Consider the following 16649-nt stretch of genomic DNA (forward strand, 5'->3'; position numbering starts at 1 on the left):
GGGCTAGCGGGTGCTCGGATACGCCCGACGCGGTTCGAGGGGCGGCGCCGGCGGCGAACCACTCAAGCTGCTCGCGCTGCCAGTCCACCGGCAGTGAGTCGACGCCGATACCGGTGAGCTGCTGGCCGTACAGTTCGGTGAACCGCTGGATCTTGTCGAGTACCTGCTCAGGACTGCCGACGAGTGCCGAGCCGTGCTCCATGAACTCCTCGATCTCCCAGAAGTCGAATCCCGCCGTCCCGGTCCGTGCCGCCAGCCACGACGGTCCGCCACGATATGGCCACTTCCACTGGGCGATGGCGTGGGCGGAGCGGGACAGCGCCGTCGCCACGATGACGCTTTGTCGCCGTCGTTCCCACGCCGTGATTCGCAGCCATGATCAAACATAGGCGTGACGAACACGAAGCCGCCGGATTTCCCCCGGTTGACCTGGAGGTCCACCGCCTCCGGCAGCCACGACCAGACATCTCCGTCGCCGACTGTCAGGCCGGCGACGGAGATGACGGCCGCTGGTCGCTTAGTGCAGCGGGCGCATGCAGTCCCGGCAGCGGTCGTTCAGAATCGAGAGGAGCTCGACAGCTTTGAGTGAGGCGTCGCGCACCTTCGCGATGTCCTGCGAGGAGTTCAGCCTGATCAGCGCGGATTCAGCTCCGTCGGAGGCGCCCTCCCGGACCGCCTCGACGATCTCTGCCGCCGGTGTGCCGAACTGGAAGAGCAGAACCTCTTTGTCCTGGTAGGACGGTAGTTCCGTGGGCAGGTGCCCGAGACCGATGCCGGCGAGGTTCCGGCTCAGGATCTGCCGCACGTTGGTACCCAATCGGCCATAGCCGCCGATCTCCCGCAGTGTCCCCATGTTGATCCGGAAGACACCGTTGTTGCCTACTACGGTCGCACGCAGGTCCTCCCACGTTCCCGGCGGGTCGGACGGTACGCCGACCATCTGCGTGTCCGTCATCTCTACCATCCCGACTGGCAACCCAAGTACTCCACGTATGCGCGAACCGACACGCCCAGCTCCTTCCGCTCTCCATAGGAAAGCACTGCGTGCTGCCAGGTCGGCGTCGCCCGGCGGAAAATAACTGTTATCCATAAGATAACCGACTCCTCGGGCGAGGTCCACTCACGACGGACCTTGTCGGTTTCGGAAAAGTTAATCCTGGTGGTCGGGATCGCGCGGCGGTCGGGAAGCTGCCAACATGAATGTGAGTCATCTTGTTCATCCGCCGTGACCAGCATCGATAGCGCCGACATCTCTACGTAACACGGCAGGTACCTCGCTGAAACTCTTGTTCGAATGTTCCGATAACATCTCATCTGCACGGGGCGTTTGCTACTGTCATCTACACCGCTCCGACGGAGCTGGGGGATCCCCGTAATCGGGCGATCTTCCTGGCGTACCGTGTGCTCCGGACCACTTCGGCGGCGCGCCCGGGGCTATGTGGGCGGCGCCACGAGGGAAAGTTTCCAGGAAAATTTTAATTAAAGATTTTTCCTTGCGAATATCCTTCGAGGTATCTTTCGGGAGAAGCTTCCAGTCATCCCGACGGAATACCTGTTAACGCCGAAGTTACCGGGGCTTGCAGGGCTGAAATGAACGGCTCCTAGTGTTCTTCGTGTCGCCACCGGACAAACGAAGAACCACTGTTCGGGGGCGATCCCATAGCCTTCTGTTCTCGATCGACGGCTGGTGATGACAGTGCCCGGTCCCCGTTTTCCCAGCTCATCCGCGCCTACGGCCGCGCCGGTCAGGTTTTGCGACACCACCCTGCGCGACGGCGAGCAGGCGCCTGGAGTGGCATTCACCGCAGCCGAGAAACTTGCCATCGCCGCTGCTCTGGACGCCATCGGCGTACACCAGATCGAGGCCGGAATACCTGCCATGGGACCCGCCGAACGGGATGTCCTGCGGGAGATCCTCGCGACGCAACCTCAGGCCGGCGTGGTGGCGTGGTGCCGGGCCGACCGCCGCGACATCGATGCCGCGGTGTCCTGCGGAATTGTCACCGCGCACCTCACCATTCCCGTCTCCGACCTGCATCTGAAGAGCAAGCTGGGCCGGGACCGGGGATGGGCGCGGCGCCGCATCCGCGACTGCGTCTTCGACGCGGCCGACCGCGGGCTGCGATTCAGCGTCGGCCTGGAGGACGCCTCCCGCGCGGACGACAACTTCGTCATCGAGCTGGCCGGCGAGCTGCGCGAGTGGGGCGCCACCCGGATCCGCTGGGCCGACACGGTCGGTCTGCTGGACCCGGTCAGCGCCTACACCCGGCTCGGCCGGCTGGTCCAGGCGGTCCCGGGGGAGTGGGAGATCCACGCCCACGACGACTTCGGTCTGGCGACCGCAAACACCCTCGCCGCGGTTCAGGCCGGATTCACCTGGGTTAGCACCACGGTGCTGGGTCTGGGGGAGCGGGCCGGCAACGCCCCGCTCGAGGAGGTGGCGATGGCCCTGCGGCACCTGTTGAAGGTGCCGGTGGACCTGGACACCACCTCGTTCCGCAGGCTCGCGCGGATGGTGGCCCGGGCCGCCTGCCGCCCGCTGCCGGTAGGCAAGGCGGTGGTCGGTGAGTCGGTGTTCGCGCACGAGTCGGGGATCCACGTCCACGGCGTGCTGCGACACCCGTCGACCTACGAGCCGTTCGACCCCGCCGAAGTCGGCGGGCAACGGCGGCTCGCGTTCGGGAAGCACAGTGGCCGGGCCTCGGTGCGTTACGCGCTGGCCCAGTACGGCATCACCGCCGACGACAGCGAGATCGAGCCGCTGCTTGAGCGGGTCCGGACCACGGCGACCCAGACGAAGCGCGGCCTGCACGGCCGTGACTTCCAGGAGCTTCTCGGGCGGGCCGAAGTGCCGGCCCCCCGAGTGGAGGCCCCGCCGTCCTAGGCCGGGTCCGGCAGGGACCGGACCCGGCTGACAGACGCAACGGGTTAGATCAACAACTAACGGTTGTGCCGATGTCCCGGCCAAACCCGGCCGGCGGCACGACTCCAGCCCAGGGGCTCTCGCGGCCCGACCTGCCCGATCGGCGTGGTCGTGGCACCGGTGCCCCCTGCGCTGGGCAACCGTTCCGAGGAGGAACACCGCATGCGCCAGATCGCATTCTATGGCAAGGGTGGTATCGGCAAGTCCACCACCCAGCAGAACACCATGGCGGCGATGGCCGAGATGGGCAAGAAGGTCATGATCGTCGGCTGCGATCCCAAAGCCGACTCGACCCGGCTCATCCTGCATTCCAAGGCCCAGACCTCCGTCATCCAGCTGGCTGCCGAGAAGGGCTCGGTCGAGGACCTGGAGCTCGACGAGGTCCTGGTCGAGGGCCAGTGGGGCATCAAGTGCGTCGAGTCCGGTGGCCCGGAGCCCGGTGTGGGCTGCGCCGGCCGCGGTGTCATCACTTCCATCAGCTACCTGGAGGAGGCCGGCGCCTACGAGGACCTCGACTTCGTCACCTACGACGTCCTCGGTGACGTCGTCTGCGGCGGGTTCGCGATGCCGATCCGCCAGGGCAAGGCGCAGGAGATCTACATCGTCACCTCCGGCGAGATGATGGCGATGTACGCGGCGAACAACATCGCCCGAGGCATCCTCAAGTACGCGCACTCCGGTGGTGTCCGGCTCGGCGGGCTCATCTGCAACAGCCGCAACACCGACCGCGAGGACGAGCTGATCATTGAGCTCGCCCGCCGGCTCAACACCCAGATGATCCACTTCATCCCGCGCAACAACGTCGTGCAGCACGCCGAGCTGCGCCGGATGACGGTCATCGAGTACGACCCGAAGAACGAGCAGGCCGACCAGTACCGGCAGCTCGCCAAGAAGATCGTCGACAACGACATGAAGACCATCCCGACGCCGATCACCATGGACGAGCTCGAGGAGCTCCTCATCGAGTTCGGGATCATGGAGCAGGAGGACGAGAGCATCATCGGCAAGGCCGCCGCTGTCGCCTGACCCTGTCACCTGCTCCGACTCCGTCGAGGATGAGGTCCCGACCATGACGACGACGCCGGCACCTATCAAGGCCGAGACCGAGGCGATGATCGCCGAGGTGCTGTCTAACTACCCTGCGAAGACGGCCAAGTTCCGGGCCAAGCACCTCAAGGCCAACGACCCCGATGGGTCGAAGGAGTGCGAGGTCAAGTCCAACATCAAATCCCGCCCGGGGGTCATGACGATCCGCGGCTGCGCCTACGCCGGTTCCAAGGGTGTGGTGTGGGGCCCGGTCAAGGACATCGTCAACATCAGCCACGGCCCGGTCGGCTGTGGCCAGTACTCCTGGGCCACCCGGCGCAACTACGCCCGCGGCCCCTGGGGCGTGAACAACTTCGCCGCGATGCAGTTCACGACCGACTTCCAGGAGAAGGACATCGTCTTCGGCGGTGACCCGAAGCTGGAGACGGTCTGCGACGAGATCGTCGAGCTGTTCCCGCTGGCCAAGGGGATCTCGATCCAGTCCGAGTGCCCGATCGGTCTGATCGGCGATGACATCGAGGCGGTTTCCCGCAAGGCCTCGAAGAAGCTCGAGCTGCCGGTCGTCCCGGTGCGCTGCGAGGGGTTCCGCGGGGTCAGCCAGTCCCTCGGCCACCACATCGCCAACGACGCGGTCCGCGACCACGTGCTGGGCACCGGCGGGAACACCTTCAAGCAGACGCCGTATGACGTCGCGCTCATCGGCGACTACAACATCGGCGGCGACGCCTGGGCCTCCCGGAAGATCCTGGAGGAGATGGGCCTGCGGGTCATCGCCCAGTGGTCCGGTGACGGCACGATCAACGAGATGGCCTCGACGCACCTGTCGAAGCTGAACTTGATCCACTGCTACCGGTCGATGAACTACATCTGCACGACCATGGAGGAGCGCTACGGCACTCCGTGGACCGAGTTCAACTTCTTCGGTCCTACCAAGATCGTCGATTCGATGCGGAAGATCGCGGCTTTCTTCGACGACGAGATCAAGCAGAAGACCGAGGCGGCGATCGCCCGCTACCAGGTCCGGTTCGACGAGATCACGAACGCCTTCCGGCCGCGCCTGGAAGGCAAGCGGGTCATGCTCGCGGTCGGCGGACTGCGGCCCCGGCACACCATCGGTGCCTACGAGGACCTCGGCATGGAGGTCGTCGGCACCGGCTACGAGTTCGCGCACAAGGACGACTACACCCGTACTTACCCCGCTCTCGCGGAGGGCGTGGTCCTCTACGACGACCCGACGGCCTTCGAGCTGGAGGAGTTCGCCAAGCGGCTCAAGCCGGACCTGATGGGCGCGGGCGTCAAGGAGAAGTACGTCTTCCACAAGATGGGTGTCCCCTTCCGCCAGATGCACTCCTGGGACTACTCCGGGCCGTACCACGGCGTGGACGGCTTCGCGGTCTTCGCCCGTGACATGGACATCGCGATCAACAGCCCGACCTGGGACCTCATGGAGACCCCCTGGTCGAAGGCCGGAGAGGTGTTCTGACCGGCCGGTCCGGCCCCCGCCGGCGGTAGCCGGCAGTCATCAGCCACGGTAGAAGGGAGGATGTCCGGTGACGACGACTCCGGAAACAAACAGTTCCGTCCCGCTGCGGGTCCTCGACCACAGCGAGCTGTTCAAGGACGAGGTCTACCAGAAGCAGTTCGAGGGCAAGCGCGAGTTCGAGAACGGCAGCGACGCCGCCGAGGTCGCCCGGGTCCTGGAGTGGACCCGCGGCTGGGAGTACCGGGAGAAGAACTTCGCCCGGGAGGCGCTGACCGTCAACCCGGCCAAGGCGTGCCAGCCGCTCGGCGCGGTCCTGGCGGGCCTCGGCTTCGAGGGCACCATGCCCCTGGTGCACGGCTCGCAGGGCTGCGTCGCCTACTTCCGCAGCCACTTCGCCCGGCACTTCAAGGAGCCCGTCCCGGCGGCATCCTCGTCGATGACCGAAGACGCCGCCGTCTTCGGCGGGCTGAACAACCTGGTCGAGGCGCTCGAGAACGCGACCACCCTGTACAAGCCCAAGATGGTCGCGGTCAGCACCACCTGCATGGCCGAGGTGATCGGGGAGGACCTGTTCGCCTACATCGGCGCGGCGCGGGACAAGGGCGCGATCTCCGCCGACTACCCGGTGCCGTACGCGCACACGCCGAGCTTCGTGGGCTCGCACCTCACCGGCTACGACAGCATGCTCAAGGGCATCCTGGAGCTCCTGAGCAAGACGGCGGACGCCGACAAGGTCGAGTCCCCCGGGAAGCCCCGGCTGAACATCGTGCCCGGCTTCGAGACCTACGTCGGCAACCACCGCGAGTACCGCCGCATCCTCGAGCTGATGGGTGTCGACCCCCTGATCCTGGGCGACCACAGCAGCTCCCTGGACTCGCCGGCGACGGGTGAGTACGAGCTCTACCCAGGTGGTACCCCGCTCGCCGAGGCCGCCACGGCTCGGTTCAGCCGCGCTACCGTGATGCTTCAGGAGACCACCACCCGCAAGACGACGGAGTTCGTCCGGGACGGGTGGAAGCAGGAGACGGTGGTGCTCGAGACCCCCATCGGGGTGAAGAACACCGACCGCTTCCTGACTGAGGTGGCCCGCCTGGCGGAGGTCGAGATCCCGGCCGAGCTCACCGCCGAGCGTGGCCGCCTGGTGGACGCGCTCACCGACTCGCATGCCTATCTGCACGGCAAGCGGGTCGCCATCGCGGGTGACCCTGACCTCGTCATCGCGATGACCGGCTTCGCCCTCGAACTCGGGATGATCCCGGTCCACCTGCTGAGCACGAACGCCGACAACTCCTTCGCGCCCAGGCTGGAGAAGGTCCTCTCGACCAGCAAGTTCGGCGAGGCGGCGACCGTCTGGCCGGGCAAGGACCTCTGGCACCTGCGGTCGCTGGTCTTCACCGAGCCGGTCGACCTGCTCATTGGGAGCTCGTACCTGAAGTACATCTCCCGGGAGGCGAACGTGCCGCTGGTCCGGGTCGGTTTCCCGATCTTCGACCGGCACCACCTGCACCGCTTCCCGATCGTCGGCTACACCGGCGGTCTGCACCTGCTCACCCAGCTCGTCAACACGGTGCTCGACGAGTTGGACCGCACCAGCCCCGACCACAGCTTCGACGTCGTCCGCTGAGCGTCCGACCGGGCACAGCTGTGGCCGGTCCGGCTCCCGGCCGGACCTGAACGTGGTCGGCCGGCCGCACCCACCGCGCTCCCTGCGACCGGCCGACCACCCCGCCGTGGGGTCGATCGATCATCTCCCGGATCGATCGACCCCTCGCCCCCGTCCCACCTCTTTCAAGAACCGTGCCCGTAGAACCGCGTCCTTCCGAGGATGGCCCATGGCAGCCACAGAACGCGTCGCGCTGTTCACCGAACCGGCCTGTAACCACAACAACGCCAAGAGCACCAAGGCCCGCAAGGCAGGTTGTCCCAAACCCAAGCCCGGGGGCACTTCCGGAGGCTGCGCCTTCGACGGAGCCATGATCACCCTCGTCCCGATCGCCGACTGCGCTCACGTGGTCCACGGCCCGATCGGCTGCGCGGGCAACTCGTGGGACGGCCGAGGCAGCCTGTCGTCCGGGCCGGTGCTCTACCGGCACGGCTTCACCACCGACATGGCCGAGAACGACGTGGTGCTCGGGGGGGAACAGCGCCTGTTCGACACCATCCTGGAGGTCGTCGAGCGGCACTCGCCGCCAGCGGTCTTCGTCTATTCGACCTGCGTCACCGCGATGATCGGAGACGATCTCGACGCGGTGTGCGCGGCTGCCGCCGCCGAGTCCGGGGTGCCGGTGATCCCGATCCACTCGCCCGGGTTCGTCGGCAGCAAGAACCTCGGCAACCGGCTCGCCGGCCAAGCCCTGCTCGACCACGTGATCGGCACCGTTGAGCCGGAGCTCACCACCGACCGGGACGTCAACCTGATCGGTGAGTACAACATCGCCGGGGAGTTGTGGGACGTCCTGCCGCTGCTGTCCCGGCTGGGCCTTCGGGTGCAGGCGTGCATCAGCGGTGATGCCCGCTACCGTGACGTCGCCGCGGCCCATCGGGCCAGGGCGACGATGGTGGTCTGCTCGCGCGCGCTGCTCGGACTCGCCCGTGGCCTGCAGGAACGCTACGGGATCCCGTGGTTCGAGGGCAGCTTCTACGGCACCCGGGCGATGGGCGACACCCTGCGCGGCTTCGCCCGCCTGCTCGAGGACGACGAGCTCTCCCGCCGCACGGAGGAGCTCATCGCTGTCGAGGAGGCGGCCGTCGCCGTCGCACTTGAGCCGTACCGGCGCAGGCTCGCCGGGCGTAAGGCGGTGCTCTACACCGGCGGGGTCAAGAGTTGGTCGATCGTGTCCGCGCTGCAGGACCTCGGCATCGAGGTGGTTGGCAGCGGCATCACCAAGAGCTCCGACGGCGACGTGGACAAGATCCGCGAGCTGCTCGGCGACGCAAAGATGATCAAAGAGGGCAGTCCGCGCGAGCTGCTGCGGGTCGCCGAGCAGACCGGGGCGGACATCCTCGTCGCCGGCGGCCGCAACCAGTACACCGCGCTGAAGGGCCGGCTGCCGTTCCTCGATATCAACCAGGAGCGGCACATCCCTTACGCCGGCTACACCGGGATGGTCGAGCTCGCCCGGCGCCTCGACCTGGCGATCGCGAGCCCGGTCTGGGAGCAGGTCAGCCGGCCCGCTCCCTGGGACCTGGTCGGAGCCCGCTGATGGCCGAGGTCGTGACCGGAGAGCGGCAGGCGACGATCGACCCGCTCAAGCACAGCCAGCCGCTCGGGGGTGCGCTGGTCTTCCTGGGCCTCGCCGGCTCGCTGCCGATCATGCATGGTGCGCAGGGGTGCGCGTCATTCGCCAAGGCCCTGCTCACCCGGCATTTCAACGAGCCGATCCCGCTGCAGACCACCGCGATCACCGAGGTGACCGCGGTCCTCGGCAGTGGTGAGGCGATGGTGGAGACGCTCGATGCCATTCGGAAGAAGCAGCGGCCGGAGATCATCGGCCTGCTCACCACGGGGGTCACCGAGGTCAGCGGCGAGGACGTCGGCGGCCAGCTGCGCAGGTACCTCTCGGCCTGGAACGAGACCGACTCGAGCGGGCCGGAGGCGGGCGCGAACGACTCCGCCCCCGGCGGGGCCCCGCTGATCGTCGGGGTCTCCACCCCGGACTTCATCGGTGGGCTGTCCGACGGCTGGTCGGCCGCGTTGGAGGCGCTGGTCCGAGCGGTGGTGCCGGCAGAGCATTCCAAAACGAAGCCTTCCGAAGCGAGCCATTTTACCGGGCGCACCGCCTTCATCGCGGCCAGCGCTCCCGTAACGCATCTCACTACCCCCGGGCCCGCCGAGGCTGCCGGGCCCGCCAAGTCCCTGGGGTCCGCCGCCCGGCGGGTGGCGGCGGCGGACGGTGGTGCTCTGGACCCGCGCCAGCTCGCCGTCCTGGTCGGCCCGTCCCTGACGGCGGCCGACCTCGACGAGCTCGGTGAGCTGATTCGCGCGTTCGGGCTCGACCCGGTACTCGTCCCCGACCTGTCCGGATCGGTGGACGGGCACCTGGCCCCCGCCTGGCAGCCCACAACGACCGGCGGCACCGGGCTCGCGCGGCTGCGGGCGCTCGGTCGGTCGCGGGCCGTGCTCGTCGCGGGTGCGACCGCGGCGGCGGCCGGTGACCTGCTCGCCGCTCGGACCGGCGCCCGGATCCTCCGCCACCGTCATCTCAGCGGGCTGACGGAGATGGACGCCTTGGTCACCGAGCTGATCGAACTCACCGGAGCGTCCGCGCCGGCCCGGATCCGGCAGGCCCGGGCCCGGCTCGCCGACGGTCTGCTCGACACGCACTTCGTCCTCGGTGGCGCCCGGGTCGCGCTGGCAATGGAGCCGGAGACCCTGGTCGCCGTCGGTTCCCTGCTGCACGACGTCGGGGCCGAGGTCGTGGCGGCGGTGTCCCCGACCGCCGCGCCGGTCCTCGCGGACGCGCCCTGGGACGAGGTCGTCGTCGGCGATCTGGCCGACCTCGCCGAACTGGCTCGGGCGGGTGGTGCGCACCTCGTCCTCGGTTCCAGCCACGCCCGCGAGGTCGCCGACCGGATTGGCGCCGCGCACCTGCCCGTCGGCTTCCCGATCTTCGATCGGCTCGGCGCGGCGCTGGCCGGTACCGCCGGGTACGCCGGAAGCCTGCGCCTGCTCATCGACGCCGCGAATCGTCTGCTCGATCACGAGCACGTGCACCGCCGTCCCGGGCGGAGGTTCTCCGTGTCCGGCGCGGGTGGACAGCCCGCCCACCGGACCGAGATCCCTACCCAGCCCGGCTCCGCGGGTGAATCCGATCAACTCGACAACCTGTTCCAGGAGTCTCCGTGTTGAAGATCGCCTTCGCGACCAGCGACGGCACCGCTGTGGATCAGCATTTCGGGTGGTGCCAACGGTTCGACGTGTACGAGGTCGGCCCCGAGGGGGCCAGGTTCCTGGAGACCCGCGCGCTCGACGCGGCGCCGACGGACGAACAGGACAAGATCGAATCCAGGCTCGCCGCGGTCTCGGACTGCGCGATTCTCAACATCAGTGATATCGGCGGGACGGCCGCGGCGAAGGTGGTGAAGGCCCGGGTTCACCCGGTGAAGGTGGTCAAGGGCACCGCCATCCCCGAGCTGCTCCGCCGCTACACCTCGACGCTGGCCGGCAATCCTCCGCCCTGGCTGCGCAAGGTGCTGCGGTCCCACGAGCCGCAGCCGGCGGCGACCTGGACCCGCGGCGGTGCTACGGCCCTGAAGCCCAAGGGGGACGCGGCATGACCGCGAAGACCGGTTTCCTTGGCGACCTGGTCGACCAGCTGCGCGCCGGGGACACCTACGGCCAACTGGAACGGTTCTCCGACGAGGACCTGCTCCGCCCGTTCATCGTCACGCGGGAGCAGCGCCGCAAGATCGCGGTGAACTGCGACATCGACGCCGCCGTAGAGGGCCGGGTGCGCTCCTTCTACCAGGCGGTCGCGGCGGCCACCGAGAAGGCGACCGGGGCGTTCACCACCACCGTGCTCGACCTCAGCCACGAGGGGTTCGGGCGCGTGATCATTTGTGCCGGGCGGCTCGTCGTCCTCTCCGACGCGCTGCGGGACGTGCAGCGGTTCGGCTTCGGCTCCATGGACGAGCTCTCCGCCCGGGGCGAGTCGATGGTGACCGGCGCGACCAAGCAGATCGAACGATGGAACGAGGTGGCCCGCGATGACTCCTGACGCCCAAGCCGCCGACGCCCAAGCCGCCGACACCCCGGCAGGGGGCGCCCCGGCCGACACCGAGCTGCGGCTGCGCAAGCTTCGCAGCCGGGCCTCCCAGCTCAAGCTCGACCTGCACGATCTCGCCGAGGACCTCCCGATCGGCTGGGAGGGCCTGCTCGACGCCGCCCGCCGCACCTACGACGCCTATGCGGAGATCGCCCTCCTCGAGGGCCTGCTCGAGAAGGAGACATCGCGATGAGTGTGAGCATGGCCGCCGGCCAGCTGGCGGACTTCCGCCGCTGTTCCACCGCCGAGGAGTACTTCATCCTGCTGGACGTCGACTACGACCCGCGAGTCCTGGCCGTCAACCGGCTGCACATCCTCCGGTACTTCGCCAACCAGCTGGTCGAGCTGCACGACACTCGGACCGAGGCCGGGAACCCGGTGGAGCTGCTGCGGGAGTATCGCGACGCGCTCATCCGCTCCTATGAGGCCTTCACCACCGCCTCCGCCCTGGACCACCGCCTGTTCAAGGTGCTGCAGGACCGCGCGCCGCAGTCGTCGTTCGTGCCCGCGTCGTCGATCACCGTCGAGCGGCTGACCCCGACGGTGCCCCAACCGTCGGCGCCGTCCGACCCGGTGGAGCCGTCCCAGTCCGCCTGGCCGCACCACGCCGCCGCGTCCGCCGACTACCTGGGTGGAACCCGATGAACAGCACCTACGACGTCGGCGACATCGTGGTCGCCGTCAAGGCATTGCGTAACGACGGCACGTATCCGGACCCGGCGATCGCCGTCGGTGAGGTTCTCGTCGAGGCCGGCACCCGTGGCCAGGTCATCAACGTCGGCCTCTACCTGCAGGAACACATCGTGTACGCGGTGGCCTTCGACCACGGCCGCATCGTCGGCGCGCTGGAACGTGAGCTCGTCTCCCCCGAGCGGTGGCAGCAGGCCGCGGCTGTCGCAGCCGGTACCGCCGCACCCGCCGCGACGACCACCGCGACCTCCTCGGCGACCGCTCCGGCCAGCGGCACGGCGACCGCCCGGGGGAAGGAAGGGCAGTCGTGAAGGCAACCCCCGTCAGCCTGCCGATGCTGCCCACCGACCCGGCAGTCGAGATCCTCCGGCAGGCCACCGGGCCGGCGCCCGACACCGCCGCCGGCTGCGCGAGCAAGTCCAGCTGTGGCACCAGCGCTCCGGTGTGGGACCCGGAGATCGCGGAGAAGATCGCCAATCATCCCTGTTACAGCGCCGAAGCCCACCAGTACTACGCCCGGATGCACGTGGCGGTCGCCCCAGGTTGCAACATCCAGTGCAACTACTGCAACCGCAAGTTCGACTGCGCCAACGAGAGCCGTCCCGGCGTCACCAGCACCCTGCTGTCCCCCGAGGACGCCCTCGCCAAGGTCAAGCTGGTGGCCAGCGAGATCAAGCAGATGAGCGTGCTGGGGATCGCCGGCCCCGGCGACCCGCTGGCGAACCCGAAGCCGACCTTCCGGACGATGGAACTGGTGGCCCGGGACTGCCCGGACATCAAGCTCTGCCTGTCCACCAACGGGCTGACCCTGCCGGACCACGTCGACCGCATCGCCGAACTGAACGTCGACCACGTCACCATCACGATCAACATGATCGACCCCGAGGTCGGGGAGCGGATCTACCCGTGGATCGCCTTCCGCGGCAAGCGGTACACCGGCCGGGAGGCGTCCCGGATCCTCTCCGAGCGTCAGCGCGAGGGCCTGGCGATGCTCACCGAGCGGAAGATTCTCTGCAAGGTCAACTCGGTGTTGATCCCCGGGATCAACGATGACCACCTCGTCGAGGTCTCCCGGAAGGTCAAGGAGCTCGGCGCCTTCCTGCACAACGTGATGCCGCTGGTGTCGGCGCCCGAGCACGGCACCCACTTCGGCCTGACCGGGCAGCGCGGCCCCACCCCGCAGGAGCTCAAGGCGCTGCAGGACCGCTGCGAGCAGGACGACGGCGCCGAGATGAACATGATGCGGCACTGCCGGCAGTGCCGCGCCGACGCCGTCGGCCTGCTCGGTGAGGACCGGGGTGAGGAGTTCACTCCCGAGGCGTTCCGTGGCCGTGAGATCGAATACGACCTCGAAGGCCGCCGGCAGACGCATAGCGAGATCGAACGGTGGCGCTCCGAGGCGGCTGCCACCCGGGGAGCGCTGAACATCTCGACCGGCGCGGTCATTCCCTCCGGCCCGGGCGCATCCCCCGATGAGGGCACCCCGGCCGGGGCCCGCCCGGAGAACGTCGTGCTCGTCGCTGTAGCGACCAAGGGCAGCGGCGTGGTGAACCAGCACTTCGGTCACGCGACCGAGTTCTGGATCTACGAGGGGGGTCCGGGCTGGGCCCGGCTCGTGCAGACCCGCGACGTGGACCGCTACTGCAACGGCCCGTCGGACTGCGACGAGGACGCCTCCAAGCTCGACAAGACGGTCGCGATGCTGTCCGACTGCGCGGCGGTGTTGTGCAGCAAGATCGGCCTCGGACCGCGCGAGGCGCTCGAGAATGCCGGGATCGAACCGGTGGAGCTCTACGACCTGATCGAGAAGGCGGTGGCCGAGGTCGGCTCCCGCCTTGTCGCACATCGTGCCGAAGCGGAGGTTGCCGTCCGATGAGCGCCACCACCCCCACCGTCGAACTGACCGACCGGGCCGTGAAGCAGGTCCGTCACCTGCTCGCCTCGACCCCCGGCACGGGCGGGTTCAGCCTGCGGATCGGCGTCGACCCCGGTGGCTGCGCCGGCTTCACCTACAACCTGGCGCTCGTCCCCGGTGCCGAGGCCGAGGACGTCGTCATCGGCCAGGACGGCTTTGACGTCGTCGTCCACTCGTCGATGGTTCACCTGCTGCGCGGGCTGCGCGTGGACTACACCGAGACGCTGACCTCCTCCGGGTTCACCTTCCAGAACCCGAACGCGACCAGCTCCTGCGGCTGCGGGACGTCCTTCGGTGCCTCGGACTCCACCGAGCGCACCGCCGCGGACGCCCGCCTGCGTGAGCAGGTCGAGGAGATCATGGAGGAGATCCGGCCCTTCCTGCGGGGAGACGGCGGGGACGCCGAGGTCGTCGCGACTCTCGCCGGCAACGGCGAGCCCGGGACGGCGGAGGTGCACCTGCGCCTTACCGGAGCCTGCGGCGGGTGCTCCGGCGCCACCGCGACCCTGACCGGCGTCATTGAGAGCCGGTTGAAGGAGGCCCTGCCCGAGATCGGCCGGGTCGCGCTGGTGTCCTGACAACCCACTACTTGATCACCTGTTCGGCCTAACCCGGGGAGCGCCCGATGGTCACCGCCCGATTCCGTTCCCACCCGCGTCTGCTGGGGTCCATCTGTGCCGGGCCGCCGGCACCGTACCCATCCCGTCGGCAGGCGCCGTCCGTCTTCGACCCGAATCGACGGTACGAGCGGCAGTTGGGTATTCCGGGCTTCGGAGTGTCCGCTCAGCGGCGGCTCAGCGGCGCGACCGTCCTGGTGGCGGGGGTGGGCGGGGTCGGCGGAGCGGCGGCGACCTACCTGGCCGCCGCCGGCATCGGCCGGCTGATCCTGGTCCATCCGGGCGTTCTGGAGGAGCCGGACCTCAACCGGCAGACCCTGATGCGGCCCGACCGGGTGGGCGACGCCCGGGTGAAGTGCGCGGCCGACACCCTGCGCGCACACCACCCGGACGTCGAGATCGTCGCCCTGGACCGGGATCTGACCGATCCCAGCCTGCCCCGTCTGATCGCCGAGGCGGACGTGGTGGTCGACGCTCGGCACAACTTCCCCGAGCGGTATCTGCTCAACCGGCTGTGCCTGGCGACGCAGATCCCCCTGGTCGTCGCCGCGATGAACGCCACCGAGGCGTATCTGCTGGTGGTCCGGCCGGGTTCGCCCTGCCTGCGGTGTGTGTTCCCGGAGGGGGACCCGTCCTGGGAGCCCCTCGGTTTCCCGGTGCTCGGCGCGGTCGCCGGAACGGTGGGCTGCCTGGCTGCGACCGAGGCGCTGAAGATCGCCGGTGGATTCGCCGAGCCGGCGGTCGGCCGGCTGATCCACCTCGACCTGTGGGACACGGACCTGCGTACGCCGCGGACCCGGCGCGATCCCGCCTGCGTGGACTGCGGCTCTGGAGGCGCACCGTGATCTATCTTGACCACAACGCGACGACCCCGGTCGACCCGGAGGTTGTCCGGGCGATGCTGCCGCTGCTGCGGGACCACTTCGCGAATCCGGCCAGCTCGCACCCGGCGGGGCAGGCCGTCGCCCGGCTCGTCGAAGGAGCCCGGCGGGACGTGGCGAACCTCGCCGGCGCCCAGCCGCGTGACGTCATCTTCACCAGCGGGGCGACCGAGGCGGCCAACCTGGCGATCGCCGGGGTCCTGGCCACCGCCCCGCCGTCCTGCCGCCGCGTACTCGTCGGAGCGACCGAGCATCGGGCGGTCCTCGCCGCGGCGGAGGCCGCGGCGCGGGTGCACGGGGCGATCGTGCAGACCATCCGGGTTCATCCCGACGGCACGATCGACCTCAATCATCTGCGCGCGCTGCTGCAACCGGTATGGGGCGGTTCCGCCGTCGCGGGGGGCTCCGCGATCGCGGGGAACGGGGGGGTTCTCGGGGCCTCGGTCTCGAAAGTCGCCCTGGTGGCGGTGATGACGGCGAACAACGAGACCGGGACGCTGAACGACCCGCGGCCCATCGCCGAGCTCGCCCACGGGGCGGGGGCGTTCTACCTCGCCGACATCACCCAGACACTGGGCCGGATGCCGGTCTCGGTCGCGGACGCCGGCATCGACCTCGCCGTCGCGTCCGCGCACAAGCTCTACGGGCCCAAGGGCACCGGCGCGCTGATCGCCGGCCGACACGCCCGGTCGCAGCTGGCACCGCTGATCCACGGCGGTGGGCAGGAACGGGGCCTGCGCGCCGGCACGGTCAACACCGCCGGGGTGGTCGGCTTCGGCGCCGCGGTGCGGATCGCCGCCGCGGTGATGGACGACGAGGCCCCGCGGCAGCGGGCCCAGACCGAGCTGCTGCACGATCTGCTCGTCGAGTGGCTCGGCGTCGATGCCGTCGAGCTAAACGGGCCGAGTGAGCGCGGCGGGGGCCGCGAATGCCGGCTGCCGAACACCATCAATCTGCGGTTCGTCGGTGCCGACGCCGACGCCGTCCAGGCCTGTCTGCCGGACGTGGCGGTGTCCGCGGGCTCCGCCTGTCACGGGGGCGGCGCCGAGCCGTCCCATGTGCTCACCGCGATGGGCCGGTCGACCACGGCGGCCATGGAGAGCCTGCGGTTCAGCGTGGGCCGGTTCACCAGCGTCGATCAGATCCACGCCGCCGCCGCCGCGGTGGCTCGCGCGGTGCTGCGCGTGCGTGCCCTGGAGCAGAACCGGTCGAACGATCTCTTCGACGGCCCCACCACCGAGTTCCGGGCGCAGGAGATCCCCACCGACCGGGTGTTCTCGCGGGCCCTGCGCATGCCCGAGGTGCCCGCCCCCCGATCTGCCTATCCC

General features: G+C 69.0%; 16 protein-coding genes and 1 pseudogene. 15 read left to right on the plus strand and 2 right to left on the minus strand.

The window, feature by feature from the left end:
* Positions 1 to 331: pseudogene (locus tag AC08OX_RS07120) on the minus strand (hypothetical protein); the annotation flags it as partial.
* A gap of 186 nt (positions 332 to 517) precedes the next feature.
* A complete protein-coding gene (locus AC08OX_RS07125; RefSeq protein WP_476593150.1) occupies positions 518 to 955 on the minus strand; it encodes a hypothetical protein in 438 nt (145 codons plus the stop codon).
* A 735-nt stretch (positions 956 to 1690) separates the two neighbouring features.
* On the opposite strand from AC08OX_RS07125, the gene nifV reads away from it, so the two are divergent.
* The 15 genes from nifV to AC08OX_RS07200 all read left to right on the plus strand — a co-directional run.
* Positions 1691 to 2884 (plus strand): homocitrate synthase, encoded by a 1194-nt coding sequence (nifV, locus tag AC08OX_RS07130; RefSeq protein ID WP_476607096.1) that lies wholly within the window; start codon positions 1691 to 1693, stop codon positions 2882 to 2884.
* Positions 2885 to 3085: 201 nt separating this feature from the next.
* Entirely contained in the window at positions 3086 to 3949 is an 864-nt protein-coding gene (gene nifH / locus AC08OX_RS07135) for a nitrogenase iron protein (protein ID WP_011438842.1), read from the plus strand.
* A 43-nt stretch (positions 3950 to 3992) separates the two neighbouring features.
* A complete protein-coding gene (gene nifD / locus AC08OX_RS07140; protein ID WP_476607086.1) occupies positions 3993 to 5453 on the plus strand; it encodes a nitrogenase molybdenum-iron protein alpha chain in 1461 nt (486 codons plus the stop codon).
* A gap of 67 nt (positions 5454 to 5520) precedes the next feature.
* Positions 5521 to 7077: a nitrogenase molybdenum-iron protein subunit beta gene (gene nifK, locus AC08OX_RS07145; RefSeq protein ID WP_476607087.1), complete on the plus strand. Its 1557-nt coding sequence runs from the start codon at positions 5521 to 5523 to the stop codon at positions 7075 to 7077.
* Positions 7078 to 7285: 208 nt separating this feature from the next.
* Positions 7286 to 8656: a nitrogenase iron-molybdenum cofactor biosynthesis protein NifE gene (gene nifE / locus AC08OX_RS07150; RefSeq protein WP_011438839.1), complete on the plus strand. Its 1371-nt coding sequence runs from the start codon at positions 7286 to 7288 to the stop codon at positions 8654 to 8656.
* Positions 8656 to 10302, plus strand: a complete 1647-nt coding sequence (locus AC08OX_RS07155; RefSeq protein ID WP_476607088.1) for a nitrogenase component 1 — start codon at positions 8656 to 8658, stop codon at positions 10300 to 10302. The genes nifE and AC08OX_RS07155 overlap by 1 nt, the downstream gene beginning before the upstream one ends.
* On the plus strand, positions 10296 to 10730 hold the full coding sequence (gene nifX, locus AC08OX_RS07160) for a nitrogen fixation protein NifX (RefSeq protein WP_011438837.1): 435 nt from the start codon (positions 10296 to 10298) through the stop codon (positions 10728 to 10730). Before AC08OX_RS07155 ends, nifX begins: the two co-directional genes overlap by 7 nt.
* Positions 10727 to 11170 carry a NifX-associated nitrogen fixation protein gene (locus tag AC08OX_RS07165; protein ID WP_476607089.1) on the plus strand — a complete coding sequence of 148 codons (444 nt, stop codon included), beginning with the start codon at positions 10727 to 10729 and terminating at the stop codon, positions 11168 to 11170. Before nifX ends, AC08OX_RS07165 begins: the two co-directional genes overlap by 4 nt.
* Entirely contained in the window at positions 11160 to 11411 is a 252-nt protein-coding gene (locus AC08OX_RS07170) for a CCE_0567 family metalloprotein (RefSeq protein WP_476607090.1), read from the plus strand. The genes AC08OX_RS07165 and AC08OX_RS07170 overlap by 11 nt, the downstream gene beginning before the upstream one ends.
* A complete protein-coding gene (gene nifW / locus AC08OX_RS07175; RefSeq protein WP_011438834.1) occupies positions 11408 to 11863 on the plus strand; it encodes a nitrogenase-stabilizing/protective protein NifW in 456 nt (151 codons plus the stop codon). Before AC08OX_RS07170 ends, nifW begins: the two co-directional genes overlap by 4 nt.
* Complete coding sequence (locus tag AC08OX_RS07180; protein WP_476607091.1) at positions 11860 to 12219, plus strand: nitrogen fixation protein NifZ; 360 nt, start codon at positions 11860 to 11862, stop codon at positions 12217 to 12219. The genes nifW and AC08OX_RS07180 overlap by 4 nt, the downstream gene beginning before the upstream one ends.
* Complete coding sequence (gene nifB, locus AC08OX_RS07185; protein WP_476607092.1) at positions 12216 to 13784, plus strand: nitrogenase cofactor biosynthesis protein NifB; 1569 nt, start codon at positions 12216 to 12218, stop codon at positions 13782 to 13784. Before AC08OX_RS07180 ends, nifB begins: the two co-directional genes overlap by 4 nt.
* Positions 13781 to 14401: an iron-sulfur cluster assembly accessory protein gene (locus AC08OX_RS07190; RefSeq protein WP_476607093.1), complete on the plus strand. Its 621-nt coding sequence runs from the start codon at positions 13781 to 13783 to the stop codon at positions 14399 to 14401. The genes nifB and AC08OX_RS07190 overlap by 4 nt, the downstream gene beginning before the upstream one ends.
* A gap of 47 nt (positions 14402 to 14448) precedes the next feature.
* Entirely contained in the window at positions 14449 to 15285 is an 837-nt protein-coding gene (locus tag AC08OX_RS07195; RefSeq protein ID WP_476607094.1) for a HesA/MoeB/ThiF family protein, read from the plus strand.
* On the plus strand, positions 15282 to 16649 hold a 1368-nt coding region (locus tag AC08OX_RS07200; protein WP_476607095.1), incomplete at its 3' end, for a cysteine desulfurase family protein. The genes AC08OX_RS07195 and AC08OX_RS07200, both read left to right, overlap by 4 nt.

Source organism: Frankia sp. CoBUL1, assembly GCF_978021245.1.

Bases quoted from the DNA above. Each gene is read 5' to 3' on its own strand.
- AC08OX_RS07125 (WP_476593150.1), bottom strand. From the start codon at position 955: ATGACGGACACGCAGATGGTCGGCGTACCGTCCGACCCGCCGGGAACG.
- nifV (WP_476607096.1), top strand. From the start codon at position 1,691: ATGACAGTGCCCGGTCCCCGTTTTCCCAGCTCATCCGCGCCTACGGCC.
- nifH (WP_011438842.1), top strand. From the start codon at position 3,086: ATGCGCCAGATCGCATTCTATGGCAAGGGTGGTATCGGCAAGTCCACC.
- nifD (WP_476607086.1), top strand. From the start codon at position 3,993: ATGACGACGACGCCGGCACCTATCAAGGCCGAGACCGAGGCGATGATC.
- nifE (WP_011438839.1), top strand. From the start codon at position 7,286: ATGGCAGCCACAGAACGCGTCGCGCTGTTCACCGAACCGGCCTGTAAC.
- AC08OX_RS07155 (WP_476607088.1), top strand. From the start codon at position 8,656: ATGGCCGAGGTCGTGACCGGAGAGCGGCAGGCGACGATCGACCCGCTC.
- AC08OX_RS07165 (WP_476607089.1), top strand. From the start codon at position 10,727: ATGACCGCGAAGACCGGTTTCCTTGGCGACCTGGTCGACCAGCTGCGC.
- AC08OX_RS07170 (WP_476607090.1), top strand. From the start codon at position 11,160: ATGACTCCTGACGCCCAAGCCGCCGACGCCCAAGCCGCCGACACCCCG.
- nifW (WP_011438834.1), top strand. From the start codon at position 11,408: ATGAGTGTGAGCATGGCCGCCGGCCAGCTGGCGGACTTCCGCCGCTGT.
- AC08OX_RS07180 (WP_476607091.1), top strand. From the start codon at position 11,860: ATGAACAGCACCTACGACGTCGGCGACATCGTGGTCGCCGTCAAGGCA.
- AC08OX_RS07190 (WP_476607093.1), top strand. From the start codon at position 13,781: ATGAGCGCCACCACCCCCACCGTCGAACTGACCGACCGGGCCGTGAAG.
- AC08OX_RS07195 (WP_476607094.1), top strand. From the start codon at position 14,449: ATGGTCACCGCCCGATTCCGTTCCCACCCGCGTCTGCTGGGGTCCATC.